The organism is Paenibacillus sp. Root444D2, from assembly GCF_001426375.1.
GTDB lineage: Bacteria > Bacillota > Bacilli > Paenibacillales > NBRC-103111 > Paenibacillus_E.
In genome coordinates this window covers 124,258-139,346 of record NZ_LMEO01000034.1, presented here as the reverse complement: position 1 = coordinate 139,346, position 15,089 = coordinate 124,258, and the positions used below count along the sequence as shown (strand labels likewise).

7 protein-coding genes are annotated in these 15,089 nt (G+C 46.1%); 2 read left to right on the top strand and 5 right to left on the bottom strand.

The window, feature by feature from the left end; genetic code table 11:
* Positions 1–86 precede the first annotated feature (86 nt).
* The gene (locus ASD40_RS18950) at positions 87–1,097 is read left to right on the top strand and encodes a Gfo/Idh/MocA family protein (protein ID WP_057304725.1); all 1,011 of its coding nucleotides are present in this window, start codon (positions 87–89) and stop codon (positions 1,095–1,097) included.
* Complete coding sequence (locus ASD40_RS18945; protein WP_057304724.1) at positions 1,094–2,080, top strand: Gfo/Idh/MocA family protein; 987 nt, start codon at positions 1,094–1,096, stop codon at positions 2,078–2,080. The genes ASD40_RS18950 and ASD40_RS18945 overlap by 4 nt, the downstream gene beginning before the upstream one ends.
* A 164-nt stretch (positions 2,081–2,244) precedes the next feature.
* On the opposite strand, the gene ASD40_RS18940 is transcribed toward ASD40_RS18945, so the two are convergent.
* From ASD40_RS18940 to ASD40_RS18920, 5 genes are all read right to left on the bottom strand, one after another.
* Positions 2,245–7,851 (bottom strand): golvesin C-terminal-like domain-containing protein, encoded by a 5,607-nt coding sequence (locus ASD40_RS18940; RefSeq protein WP_057304723.1) that lies wholly within the window; start codon positions 7,849–7,851, stop codon positions 2,245–2,247.
* 273 nt (positions 7,852–8,124) lie between these two features.
* A complete protein-coding gene (locus ASD40_RS18935; protein ID WP_057304722.1) occupies positions 8,125–9,336 on the bottom strand; it encodes a GDSL-type esterase/lipase family protein in 1,212 nt (403 codons plus the stop codon).
* Positions 9,337–9,353: 17 nt separating this feature from the next.
* On the bottom strand, positions 9,354–11,570 hold the full coding sequence (locus tag ASD40_RS18930) for an FAD-dependent oxidoreductase (protein WP_235549308.1): 2,217 nt from the start codon (positions 11,568–11,570) through the stop codon (positions 9,354–9,356).
* A gap of 99 nt (positions 11,571–11,669) precedes the next feature.
* Positions 11,670–13,295 carry a response regulator transcription factor gene (locus ASD40_RS18925; RefSeq protein ID WP_235549307.1) on the bottom strand — a complete coding sequence of 542 codons (1,626 nt, stop codon included), beginning with the start codon at positions 13,293–13,295 and terminating at the stop codon, positions 11,670–11,672.
* A complete protein-coding gene (locus ASD40_RS18920) occupies positions 13,292–15,031 on the bottom strand; it encodes a sensor histidine kinase (protein ID WP_057304720.1) in 1,740 nt (579 codons plus the stop codon). Before ASD40_RS18920 ends, ASD40_RS18925 begins: the two co-directional genes overlap by 4 nt.
* Positions 15,032–15,089: the final 58 nt, after the last annotated feature.

Here is a 15,089-nt window from a genome sequence, read left to right as displayed (position 1 = left end):
ATGTCCGCATATACGGTAACCTGTAATACGCATATGATAAAGATTAGTTAGAAATAATTATACATCAAAGTGAGGAGTGAGTTTGCATGAAAGTAGCCATTATCGGTTGCGGGGGGATGGGAAATGTACACGCCCTTAGTTACGTTAACATGCCCGATGTGCAGCTTGTTGGCGTCTGCGATACGGATTTCAAGCTAGCGCAAGAACTTTCCACGAAAACAGGGGCACGTGCATTTAATTCCTTTGAAACCATGTTGGAAGAGATTGATTTCGAAGTCATCAGTGTGACATTACCAAGCTTCTTACATAAAGAATATACGTTGAAAGCGGCAGAAGCCGGTAAACATGTGATTTGTGAAAAACCGCTTGCGCTTCAATTAGAAGATGCAGAAGCTATGATCCAATGCTGCGAACACAATGGCGTTCGCCTTTTTGTCGGACACGTTGTTCGTTTTTTCCCCGAATATGTACAAATGAAACAAGCCATCGATGAGGGGAAATTAGGCAGAGTCGGCGTAGTTCATGCCAAACGGATAGGCTCACATCCCGGGAATCTCAGACCTTGGTTCTACGAAGCGGATAAAAGCGGCGGCGTTATTGCCGATCTCATGATACATGATATTGACTTTTTACGTTGGGCGATCGGAGAAGTTAAGTCGGTATATGGCTTGAATCAACGTGTTAATGACATCGACTACGCTCTGGTCACTCTTCTTTTTGAAAACGGGGCAGTTGCCAATCTCGAAGCATTCTGGGGATATCACGGACCTTTCCAAACCGCCGTGGAAATTGCGGGCAGCAAAGGCATCATACGAAGCGACAGTCAAAAAAGCAGTTCTCTGCAAATCTGCAAGGCCCCTTCCGATTCAGAAGACAGACGTTTCGCAGAAGTTCCGCAAAGTCCAGGCTTCTCTAGCCCCTATGACTTGGAGTTATCTCATTTCATTCAATGCATTCGAGATGGGAGCGAATCCATCGTAACGGCTAACGATGCTTATAAGGCGCTAGAAATTACCATGGCTGCGCTGGAATCGGTACGGACAGGGAAGTCTGTGGGGCTGCAGCTTAGCTCAAAGCTCGGGGAGGAAACAGCATGAAGAAATTAAAAGTAGGTATGATCAGTTTTGCGCACGGCCATGCATACTCATATTTGAATTCGTTCAGGGCCATGCCAAATGTCGAAATCATCGGTATCGCGGACGAGATCAAAAGCCGCGTAGCAGAAGTAACGACCAATTATGGACTGCCCTATTATGAAAATTATGAGGATTTGCTCGCTACAGATTTTGACGCAGTCGTCATTTGCTCGGAAAATGCCCATCACGCAGAGTTAACAATAGCGGCTGCGAGATCCGGCAAGCATGTGCTTTGTGAAAAACCGCTTGGCATTTCCGTCTCCGAAATGGAAGCCATGATTACCGCTTGTAAGGAAAACGGCGTTCAGCTTATGACTGCGTTTCCATGCCGGTATTTGGCTTCGGTTATTAAAGCGAAGGAAGCGGTCGAACAGGGAGAAATTGGCGATATCATAGCCATTAAGGGCACAAATCGCGGATCGCTTCCCTCCGGTTGGTTCCTCCAATCAGAGTTATCCGGTGGCGGAGCTTTGTTGGATCATACCGTTCACGTCATGGACTTGATGAATTGGATTACCAAATCCGAAGTGAAAGAAGTCTACGCCTATTCAGCCACTTTATTTAATGATCATCTGGATATCGATGATGCTGGTATGATACATGTTAAGTTCGCCAATGGCGTGTTTGGCGTCTTGGACACAAGCTGGTCGCGGAACGCGTCATTCCCTACTTGGGGAGACGTGACAATGACGATCATCGGTACGAAAGGAACCATTGCGATCGATGGTTTTGCTCAGAAAAACGAGCTATATAGTATGGATAATGGAAAAGGCGTATGGAATTTCTGGGGTGACTCCATGGATGATTACTTGGTGAGGTCATTCGTTTATGCGCTGCTGAATGGCGAACAGGTACCGATCACCGGGGAAGATGGATTACGTTCAACCGTTGTCGCCTTAGCGGGTTACAAATCCGTAGAACTGGGGCAGCCCGTTTTGTTATAAGGTTACTTCCGTACAGGCATGGAAACAAGCGAGAGAAAAGCTTCTTCGCCACTCGAATGGGAACGTCGATGCTCAAGGAGTCCTCGGTACAGCATAGTTCAATACTAAATTCCCAAGAAATATAAGAGCCGAATGGATCGTTCTCATCCACTCAGCTCTTAGGGTTATTTTACAATAATTTGTATAACATCACTTACCGTTGTTCCACTTCCATTCATAAACTCGCCGCGATATTGATAAATGCCAGGAGCTTTTCCTGAAATTTGTGTAATGGCCGATTGGGCACTTGGTGTGTGTGAAGATAAAGATTGCGTTTCAATAAGATCGCCATTTTCATATAATCGATACTGTGTTGCGTTCGTGCCCCACCACATATTAGCTGTAATGGTATAGTTCCCATCTTGATCCCAGTTGTCGCTGGATAACACAGGTTTGCCAGGATTCGCATCAGCCACGGTGACGGTGTGTGGATCACATGAAGTCGTTCCATACAAATTCGATAACAAGCATGTATACACATAGGTTCCGTTTGGCTTACCTTGAATTGGAATAATGGAAGTCTGGGCTGCTGGCGATGCATCGGCCAGCGACTTCGTTTGGATCAATTGGCCATTCTCGTACAACTTATACAGTGAGCCATTGTTTCCCCACCACATATTCATCGTAACCTCATAATTGCCATCATGTAAGCCTGTCGCAACACCACTATTATTCGAAAGTGTCGGTTTACCTGGCATCCCGTTCGCAAGCAATGCCGGACTGACGGATTGCCGTTCGAACTTGACTGCATCAGCCCTCGTATAAATCATGTCCGCAGGAAGAGTTGGTGGATCTACCGTAGTCGGAGTCTCCCTGGTTAAACGAACATACTCGCTGCCGTCTCCTGTAAAGTCGAACGTTCCAAGATTAACCCAACCCGAAGACCCGGCTGTCGCATCGATATACGTGACCTCGGTAACCGATTGATGCTTCACTTCCACTTTGACATGATTATCGTTTGCCGTCGTATGAACGATTTTGTAGATGGAGACATTATATCTTCCCTCTGGAAACTGGGCCTTCCACGTTGCCGATGATCCTTGAACTGTAGAGTAACGGGACTTAACTCCAATTTTGTAGCCGGCTAAATTGCTTTGGCTCCATGACCCTTCTGTCGTGTATAACCCGGTCGTATTCGTACTGTCCACAATAACCGTCAGCTCCCTGATGGGTATTGTCAAAGACGGTGTTGTTAAGGTCACTCCGTCCATCGTTACCGTGGCCCACACCTCGATATGATCCGTGGCTCCATCAAGGCTTTGAAGGGTCAGCAAACCGTTACTGTCCACTGTGGCCAGATCAGTTTTATCAACGAAATACTGCACGTTTGCCTGGGTCAGATCACCGATCAGGCCGTTTTCTAAATAGCCGGTTACGCTCAGTTGAACAGCTTGAGTCATCTGCAGTTCGTCCCGATCCGACTTGATGGCCACCGACTCTAGTTGCGGCATCCGATTAGGGTCCACCCACATCATGGCATCGGCAACTACCCGTGACTTGTTGGCCTTATTGGTAAGTTCGACATACCCGCTATCCCCTGCCGCAAAAGGATAGGCTCCCAGGAACACCCACGTCCCATTGGCCGCTGACTCATCAACGGTAACCGTCTCGGAGCCCCCGCTATAATAAACGGTAAAAGAGGCATTGGTTGCCCAGTTTTCGCTTGAAGCTGTTATTTGCGGCAGCTTGTAATACACGCTGTAAGTGACACTTTCAGGAAGATCTGGTCGCCAGGCAATCTTGCTTGTCGCTGTACCGGCAGTCGATTTGGCATACACATAGTTATCGTAGTAATAGTCATTGGCTGTTGTATCTCGTATCCAGACGCCTTCTGTATCCGCCTCCATATTATCTACAATGATGGATGATCCATCGTGCCATACCGGTTGGACCGGCGTTGCCGCTACCTGATCAGGCAGGTATAGCGTCCGCTTGCGAGTCTGTTTGCCGTCCGATTCCACATAATAAGTGAAAGTTTGGGATAAATCATTTACCCGTATCGACCATTCCATTGGATAGATCGTATCTGGAACGGTCGTGTACGTGGCCCCGCCATCCAAGGAGTAATGGATCGTCGCTGGCTTTGTCGTTTTTGCCTCCACGTAAGCATCGTAGGACGTTTTGTCGGGCTTTACGATGAGCATGCCTTTAACAGCATCTATTGGACTGTGGACATCGAAGAAATAGCTTGCATCCGATGTATCGGCAGTTCTAGTCTGGTGCAGAGGTACATCAATATTGAGTCCCTCCACAATGATAGCTGTTATTCCCTTGCTTGATACTGTGGCCTGAATGATTCCACCACTCATAACCGCTTGCTCTGGTGTGCCATTATCGCGGATGATGGTTACGGTATAATCTTGTTCCGGGTCGAACCCAATGATTTGCGCATTCAATTCGATCGGAGTCTGTACCTCAGCAGTTGATTCGTTACTTAATCCGATGTAGAACTTATTCCCGCTCTCCCCTGTTATCCAGTTCAATTGCGGATGGTTGGTCTGGATAATCCCTTTGGGCATCCAGAGCCAAACGTTCGAATTGCCGTAGAATTGACCTGGTTTATTCCCGTAGAGGTGATATTTGAACCATAAAAAATTAGTTTCGAATACGGAAGGGAATGTAATACTCCCATTCGATTTCAGCGATTGTTCGCTGATCAGATAATCCATCGTTTGCCCGAGCTGCGCTGGCATATGGTGATAATAGATGGATGTAGCCCCGCTTGGACCTTCCAGAGGAAAATCCGGCTCCAACTGACTAACGGCGAAGCCTTTATAGTAATAACCTGGATAGCTGGAATATCGCCCGATGACCGCATTATGAGCGATATCCTGCAGCAGTTTATCGCCTGTGTAGAGCGACAATCTCATCATGAATGGCGCTTCCTGCGCGTTCATCCGATAATAGCCAGTTGTACTTCCTGCTTCAAACGTCAACCCATTAGGAGAAACAAGCCAACTGTCCGCTTGTACGCCACCAGCTACATCTTCAGGGAGCTTGCTCCTAGGATATGCGTATTTACCACTTTCCGGCCAGTGGAACGACTCCGCGTAATTATACGTCTCCGGTTGCGGAATCGTAACGGTGCCTTCAGGAACCGGACGAGCAACGAACATGGTCGCGTACTGTTTGGCTTCCTTGTACGCGGCATTCAAGTATTTGGGATCTTGCGTTTCCTCGTACAGCTCCAAGATCTCCATCCACAATTTGCTATAATAATAAATAAACTCATTTTTACTCACATTTACGGATGCAGGTGTATCGATATTTTGAGCGATATAGCTATCGGCTGCATCCTTGGCATCCTGTAAATACTGCGCATCACCGGTCATACGATACATCATAAGCGGCTGAATGACTGGCCCCCGATCCTTCTGATCCGGATCTCGCACAAGATACTCTTCCTGCCCCAGCGCCCCAATGCCTGCCGAAGTGCCCAGCATTTGATTGACAGCGGCAACGCTTGACACATCGAACGGCAAGGTTGCCATTTTCCATAACGACGGTACGCTATATACGGGCTTTTGTGTCGGTGACCAACCGATGCCATTTCGTGATACTCCGTACTGAATGGACGGCAACGCCCTCGTATCGTAAAGTTGGTCATCCCCGGTCAAATAATAAGCACCCAGAAGAGCCGCATTCGATGTTGTTCGCACACTATCCTCATTCTCGATATCAATGAAGCCCTTCGCCCGGTTCCACCAACCGCTAGGTGACGGAACATAATTAACAGAATCGTCCCCCTGTGGTTCTATCTTAAGCAGATCGATCATATTGAACATCGCGTCAGTAAGTGACTGATCTGCGACATTTTCCCGGTATGCTGAATAACCGTATTCATTGCGGAGAATATCCCCGTAGGCCTCATACAGACTACTGCTTTGAGCGATTAGCCCCATATGAAACTGATACGTGCTTTCCGCGGTCATTTGCGAATAAGTCCCTAGCTGAGGAGCATAAAGGATCGGCTGCACGCTGCCTTCGTTGTTGACAAGACTCATGCCCAGCCGCTGTTTGGTAACGCCTCCCGTCGGTTCAAACTCGACCGGAAGCTCTTCCGACGGTACAAATACGCCATACGTCAAAGCGTTCCCCGCACCGTCATTCTTTTCAACCAGACTCATCGGAGCGCTCAGCTCTCTTAAGCTTGTTGATTCCACCGAACCTACCATTTTGGCATGCGATCTGAAACCATTTAACACTTCATTGACGCCAGAGATTAGCTCAGTTGTGAAAGACTGATAACCGATCACATAATTGCCATCCCGGCGAGGAGTGAATGCGAAGGAAACATCAGGTTTGTCCCCTGACATGGACCAGTTCACTTGCAAATCGTAATCGCTTCCATGCAAAGAATCGGTTAACACCGCCGTGTGGCTGTCAGGGAAATGAATCCCGTCGAATGTAATCCAGCGTTTGTTCATCGTATCGTAGTAATTGGTTCGACTCCCCGCATTCCCATCCAATAAGACCCATTGTTCTTCAAGTCTTTCCGCCGTATTATTGATTGGCACCCAGTTCCCCGTATCCGTGTCCTTGTAGAACAGATCACGAACGATGGATTTGCCTCCATCCCAAGTTGCTTCATAAAAGGTCGCCTTATAGTTTGCGTTTTCGATGCTGCCTTTTTCCGTATAACTGAGATTCGCCAATGTGCGGCTGCGCAGCGGAGGCAACGGTGGAGCCTGCTGCTGGATATTTCCTTCGAACTTGACGCTATCTGCCCGTGTAATGATGGTGCCCGTCGTAGGTTGCGTTCGAGTTAGCCTGACAAATTCGGTATCATTACCACTGAAATAATACTCCCCCAAATCTACCCATCCGGCAGATGGGCCCGACGAAGGCCTGAGATCCATAAACATGACATCCGTAATCCCATTGTGCACAATTTCGATTTTGACATTACTATCTGCTTTATCCGCCCAATTAAGCTTGTAGAACGATATTCTCGCCGTTCCTGCTTCCAATCGCGGATTCCATGTGATGCTTCTTCCCACCGCATCCGTATAGTTGGAGCTGGAATTATTATACCCCTTCACTCCTGTACTTGTGCTCCAATAAGGAGCCGAGTATCCGTTATTCTTGTTATCCACATCCGTGGTGACGACATCATTAATCGTGATGCTTCCATCATCAATGATGATCGTCTTATGAGGCTCTTTCTGCTGAATATTCCCTTCGAACTTGACCGCGTCAGCACGCGTAAGTATCGTGCTGGCGCTGCCGGTAGACCGTGTCAATTTAACGAATTCTTCACCAACCCCGGAGAAATAGTACTCTCCCAAATCGACCCATCCCGCAGGCGCTCCGAATGAAGGCCTCAGATCCATAAATAGGACATCCGTCGTTCCATTATGAGCGATTTCGATTTTTACATTGCTATCCGCTTTGTCCTCCCAGTTAAGCTTGTAGAACGATATTCTCGCTGTTCCTGCTTCCAAACGCGGATTCCACGATATGGTTTTCCCTACTGTACTCGTATATTTGGAACTGGAATTATTATACCCCTTCACCCCTGTACTTGTGGTCCAATTCGGTGCCGAATAACCGTTATTCACGTTATCCGCATCTGGGGTCACGACACCATCGATCGTGATGCTCCCGTCATCGATGATGATCGTCTTATACGGTATGGTCTCCGCATTAGCGGCCCTTATTCCGAATAAGCTTAAAGGAACTATCATCGTCATGATGAGAACAATCAAGAAAAACAGCTTCCTTTTTATCATACAACTCACATCCTCTCTTATTTTGATAGCGCTTTCAAAACAATAATAACCTCCTTTGTTCGAATGATCGTAAAGAAGCAATTATCCGTATCCTACTGGCTAATCCCCCCTCCGTCTTTGTTATCATAGCATCTCACATAACCATGAAATTTCTTTAATTTCAAGAATTTCTTATAAGATTTTAAGTAAAAAAAGAAACCTACACGGTATTAGACTGCTCAACTGCAATCAGATACGTTGTAGGTCTTACACTGGGAACAAAGACGGTTTTAACTATGATAATGGCGGCTGCACCAACAACAACTTCCCAAGCTGGATCACCGTTTGATCGTACCAATACGGATGCTGCCGAACATGCTCCCTACTTCGTTCATTGCCGCATGCCTCAAACACGGCCGCTTTATCTGTCTTCTCGGTATCGATTTCGAAGCGAACCGTATGTTTCCCATTCGGGAGCTCCGGCAAGAAAATATACTGATTCCGATTATGATCGTTGTAGGGTGTGAATCGATCCACAGGGAAAGGGGCCCCGCCATCCACCGTCACCTTCAATCTGCCGGAATCAGGCCCCCCGATATCGAACAGCCCGATGTGAGTGCCTTCGAACTGCACCGTGATAGCCTCCCCTGGATCGACCGCTCGCCATAGGCCGGGGAACAACCAATCATACTTGCGGGCCAGCTCAAAATCATCGGGAGTCACGTAAGACCATCCTGCCGATAAATGGGCATGGCCCTCTAGCGGCAGCATAGCAGCGTACTCCCAAGGATTGGACAGGACAAGAGGGTCATGAGGCAAGTTATGTTCAACACTTCCCGAACTAACCCCAAGTTCACGAATCCGCTCAAATGACCGAGTGATCGTATCCGTGTAAATCTGGTGTCCTTCGGGAATGATCGGATGGATTGAATCATGTGTAAAAACAATAGCCCCGGGAATGGACTCTCCTGCCTTTGAAGTGAAAACCAGTTTGCCCTCCGACACCAAATGACTGACCGCTACGCCCAGATGAATCGAAGGAATACCATAATAGTCAGCTACATCCTCTTGCATAAGAGCTCCCTTCTGGTATTCCCCGGACTGAAATCCTACCACATCTCGTTCTTTCAGCGTATAAACGAACAGGATATCGGTAAACCGGCTTCGCCTGCGTATTTGACGGACGATCCCTTCGATCCGTGCCTTGGACTCGGGGACTCCGCCATCGTTACCGACAAATTCAACAAACACGAGATCAGGCTGATGACGAAGCACATCCGTCTCCAAACGGGCACAGCCCAAATCCGATCCAGTTCCGTCAATGCCTGCATTCACACAGCGGATATCCGCCTTGGGATATTGCTCACGAAGCCATTCCGCCGTCATGACCCTGTATCCTTCAGAACGGGTATTACTGCCGCCAAAATAGACGATTGTCACTGTTTCCCCATTTTCCAACTTCTGAATGACATTAGGGAGCCCTCTTCGAGGGAATAATTCCTTCATCGCAACTTCACCTGACCTCACTTATCGTTTTTAGGAGCAAACAATTTTACAGCAAATACTTCATGATAAGGCGAACCGTAAGTTGCGCAGAAATTAATCCGGATTCGGGTTACACATTTCGCATCCACCTTATGTTTATTCAACGTGAGATAATTGCCACGGATATTGATTTCCTTCTCGGTTCCATCTTCTAAGGTCAAGGTTACATCATAATCTTGGATAAGAGGCTCTATCGGATCATCGAAATGCTCCAAATCCAGCTGTGAATTGAAAACGAGATGAATTTCATCCAGGTTTTTAGGACTTGCCCAACAGAATTCCAACCACTCCTGTCCTTCCGTACGTTCGGAAATCCATCCGTTCGGCAGACCATAAGGTCTCGCGTAGCCGTTGACGACATTCTCGGGTTTATACATATTCTGCGATGGCAGGAGGTCCTTAAAGCAGATGCTCTTATTGAATTTCTTCAGCCTGGACGGCACTTCCGGCCTATAATGGAAGCTGACTGCTCCTGTTAGTTTCTCTTCATTGCCGTATACGGCAAGTCTCTCCGTACCTTCCAGTACGATGTAAATTTTATCGTCTGCCGGCTTCTCTAAGCCTAAGTCCAGCGTAATCCAGTCGTCATGACCAGCTGTAATAGCTAAGCTGTAGTCTTTCAACTGGCTGGTGGGAATGTAGTTTTCCTTTCGATCTCCGCCAAACAGCTTCACATACAGTGTTTCCGAATGCTCGGAAATATTTTTAATTTTGATCCGTACACTCTCCGCCACGGATGTCTGAATCGGCAAGACCAAACATAACCCTTTCTCCAAAGGAATCGCTTCGGTTGGATGAGGATTGGCATAGCTGCGCTGAGACGAGGCACGAATATGTAATCCGTCAGCGAAGTAAGGATCCAATTCCTCTTGAAGCCCTACAATCGTTTGCCCGTCTCGAAGCAGCAGCGCCTGCAGCTCCCCCATATGAGATTCGACTATGGCTGCGGGGTCTACCTCATATTTCAAGCATAACGAAGCTGCCGTTCCAACCGCCTGCCCCATACAACCGCAGGTAGCCATTACTCTTGTAGAACCGAAAGCAACATGGGTAGCACTTATATTGCGACCAGCGAACATAAGATTAGGAATATTGCGGGAAAATAAACTACGGAACGGAATATTGTACAAGCCAGGCACGAAATTCCAGGCTGTAGCCGGCCCCTCATCATAGATGCCCTTAGCAGCATGTAAATCCATATACCATCCCCCGACGGATACAGCATCTTCGAAATGCGGCTTTGCTGTAAGATCGTTCTGAGACAACATGTGATCCCCTATAAACCGCCTCGACTCCCGCTTTCCCGGAACCGGGCAGACATAATCCAAGATGAGATTGTCCACATCGTCAAATTCGCCGCTATTTTTGATATAATCCCATATCCCGTAAACCAATTTCCGCAGCTCCAAAGCGATGTCTTCATTGTTTGCGATAACATCCATATGTCCGCCGTATTCCAGCCACCACAATCCGCCGAGCCCGTTGATTTTTCTTGGAAAAGCCCGATGGTTCAAACCTTTTCTGATACTTTCAAAAAACGGCAACTTCGTAATATCATACGCAAAGCCCGGCCTCCTGTAAGGAACCGAATATTCTACGTTGCGTGCTTGGAAAAGGATTGTGTCTCCCATGGTGTAATGGTCAGCCACTTCTGGAGCCAAATCTTCCTTGTATTCATGTTTCGCTTCTCGCCCCCATCGGAAGAGAGCACCTGCCTGATATCCGACAACCCCGTCTCCGGAGCAATCGATGTAGGTTCGGCTTTCAAAACGGAATTTTCTTTCGGAAGCCAATTGAAGGCCCTCCACCCATTTGATTCTGCCGTTCTCCATGCCCGTTTCATGCACGCATGTATTCAGAAATAGAGAAATGTTAGGCTCATCATAGACCATATCAAACAAGACCGTATCCGAAAGCGAGAGCATAAGCTTCTTGTTATATAGCGGATTATATTGGAAAATCTTCAGCTTGAGTTCTTCCACCAACCCGCCCTCCCGCGCATAATAGGATGGACTGTTTCCAAGATAGGCCGACCCGTTGATATGAACCCTGACCTCGCTGCTGGCATTCCCCCCAAGAACCGGTCGATCATTAATAAGTGAAACTTGCAACCCTTGACGTGCGGCGGAAATGGCGGCGCATAGCCCAGCAATACCTCCGCCTACGACAGTTACATCCGCTTTAATAAGCTCCATTTGATAACCTCCATGATTAGATACATCTATCATGGTAATCCTTTTGAACCCCGTTTTTTTACATGATTTCGCGAAAAATTCATACATTTTTTTGCAACCTTATTTGGATTCATACCGTGTCATTTTTATCCGATATTGCTTAGGTGTATCACCTGTATATTCTTTGAATAATTTGCAAAAATACCCTTCATTTACAATGCCAACTTCCTCGCACAATTCCAATAAAGAGTAATCCTGAACATTTAACAGCTCGAGAGCCAATTGAATTTTTTTACGGTTGATGTAGCTGATAACGCCTTCGTTCATTGTTTTTTTGAATAGACTGCTAAAATACGATGGGGCTAAATTCACTTCCTCAGCAATAGCCTCCAACGTTAATCGCTGTTTCAGATTTTTCTCTATAAACCGCATGGCACTCATGATTTCTGCACGATGTAAAAGTTGGCCAGCGTGTACATATTCGAAAGTGAAGTCGCCAATATACGAAAGCTGCTCCCGAAATGCCATAAATTCTAGGGGAAACTCAGCTACATCTGTGGTCATCGTGTTCCCCGATTTAAATTTCACAGCAATGTCTCTGTACAAGTCTCGAAGCATAGGTGCCATGATGGACTTATGGATTTTATGATCCGTAACAAATTGGTTTAAATCAGCAAATTCTTTCTCCAGCTCTTCCTTGGAAACCTTTCTCTGCACCCATGCAAGAAAATCAGCCAGTTTCTGCTGAAATTCCTCCTTTCTGTCATTATGGTATTGGAACCGATGCGCGGGTGTTTTCACTACTTTCTCTGTATGATAATAGAAATCCTCACTCACATTTTGAGCTTCCGTGTAAGCTTGTTTGATGGATTCCCAGCCTCGGTGCGGACCGCCAAAAGCGACGGATACCCTTTGATTCAAATATTGATGCAAATGAGAGACGATCTGACTCCCCAATGTCTGGCAAGCATATTCCGTATCCATCTCACTGCGATTATTTTCCCAGGAAAGAAAGCCGATAAAACGATTATCGGAGAGATCCGTAGCTACACCCCTGCCACAATTCATCACCGTTTCTTCGATTACATTTGTAATCGCATATTTCAAGATGTTTTGGTCAACCGCTGTATATTCATTTCGGAAACTTTCATACAGATTCATTTCAACAATAAAGCAGCAATAGTTGGCTTGAAAGAAATGGAACTGCATGCGATTAGCGAAATCCGATGCCCGATGAGTTGGTATTTCGCCTCTGATCAGCTCGTTAAAAAATTGCTTGCGGACTCTATATTTATTTTCAAGAACGGATATGTTTAAAGATTGCAATTCCTCTTCTTTTTTCTTAACCTCATCCAGAATTCCGGCTGCCTTATCCAAAGCTCGATCCAAATCTGCTTCCCTGAGCGGAACCTTAACAATATACTCCAATACGTTGGCATGAATAGCTCGCTGTGCGTATTCAAAAGACGAATAGGCGGTCAAAAGAATGTATTGGGTATGGTGCAGCTCCGGCTTTAACTGCTCAATCATGGAAATCCCATCCATTCGCGGCATGACGATATCGGAGATTACGATATCTGGTTTAAGCTTTAAGATCTCCTCTATCCCCTTAAGCCCATTATTCGCTTTGCCCACTAAATGGAATCGCGTTTCCTTGTGGGAGAGCTCGCTAAAATATAATTCCAATCGTTGAATGATTAGATCTTCATCGTCAACAATGAAGCAGGTGTAGTCTCTCACCATCATGCATCTCCTTTAAACATACCTGCCGGGAATATTGCGCGGACACGGGTTATTTCCTTAGGTATGCTTGTGATTTGGAGCCCGAACTGTTCTCCATAGTGAAGTCTTATTCGACCATGAATATTGTTTAACCCGATTCTTTTCCTTTTTACTTCGTGATCACTCGGATCTGCGACTAAAATATGCTGTATGCGATCCGCTGGAATTCCTTCGCCTTGATCAATGACTTCGATCATGACATTGCAGCCCTTCCTGTACGCATGAATCGTAATCGAGCCTTCGATTCCACCACCGTTATAGCCATGGAAGATACTATTTTCCACAATGGGCTGCAGCAGCATTCGAAAAACCGGAAAATCCATTAACCCATCTTCGATATGTTCAATCAAGTGGAAGTGCCTGTTATAACGAATGTTCTGGATCGCGATATAATCCGATACATTCTGCAGCTCCTGACGTAGTGAAACCTTCTCCGAAGCGTCGGCGATCCCGTATTCCAATATTGAAATGAGAGACCCGATTACCACATCTACTTTCTCTATTTGTCCGAGACGTATGACATTGCTGATTGATCCAAGCGTATTATATAGAAAATGAGGGTTTATTTGAGATTGCAGCACTTGGATTTCCAGTTTCCGCTCCAGTTCATTATGAAGTTCTGCTCGCCGAATCAGTTCCACTATTTGCTGCAGCATACGGTCGAATGCTAGGGAAAGATCGCCGAATTCATCGTTTCGGTTCATCGTCATTGTCGTTGTCAGGTCGCCTTGCTCCACCCGCTTCATTTTTGTTTTGAGCGCATAGAGCGGATTCCTTATGTATTTGGCAATAAAAAAGGAAATGAACAGACTTAATAGAAGACCTGCGGCTAGAAGCCCGATATAATAGGCTTGCAATCTGGACAACGCAGCTTCCATGCGAGATTCATCGTTCATCGAGATGAGGAACCAATTGAATTTCTCCGTCGGTTTCTTCAAAATGGAGACCGGTAAGCCATCTTTGGTATGGAGCTGAAGGCTTGTTCCCGTCGTATCCAGAATTTGTTCCGCCGACGTTTCCCCGACTGAAAAAGTATGATCTTGAATACTGAGGGGTCCTCTATTTTCCGAAAATCCAGCAATGATTTTACCCGATGTGGTGATCAGAGCTAGATTCATTTGTTCTTTTTTATTAATCTTAAACAAGGTTTCTTCAATTGCATTGAGATCCAAATCTACGGCAATGGCCATAGGAGTCGGAGCGCCGTTCAGATATCGCACCATCGTAACGGTCCAGCCGGAATACTTCGATTTATAAGGATCACTAACAAATGTAGTCCGTTTGTTCTTGTCGGCCGCATCAAACAAAGGTTTTCTATCCGATAAAGGTTCATCGAAAATTCGCGTAGTCGTACTTCCGCCTAGAATAGATAAATCACTATTGATCAAGTAAATGTTACTCACGTAGTTACTATTGAGTTCATAGAGCTCTCTTAATTGCTTTTTAATCACTTCCGTATTGGCAATGTTTGCTTTCACCGAAGTTTCGACCGAGAACAAGATCGTCTGGAAGGAAGAAAAATTTACCGTTAGATACTGGTCAACTTTGTCCAATATTTGGTTTGTGTAATAAATGTCATTGGTTCTTATTTCCTTCTGGACATAGCGATAGGACAATTGGCTTATCAATATGATGCAGCTTAATACAAACGCAAACACAATCATAAATAGTTTTATAGGCAAGCTGATTCTTCTTCGCATCGGTCATCTTCCTTTTAAATCTGGATTAAACTAAGCATAGCATAGGACAACAAAGAGA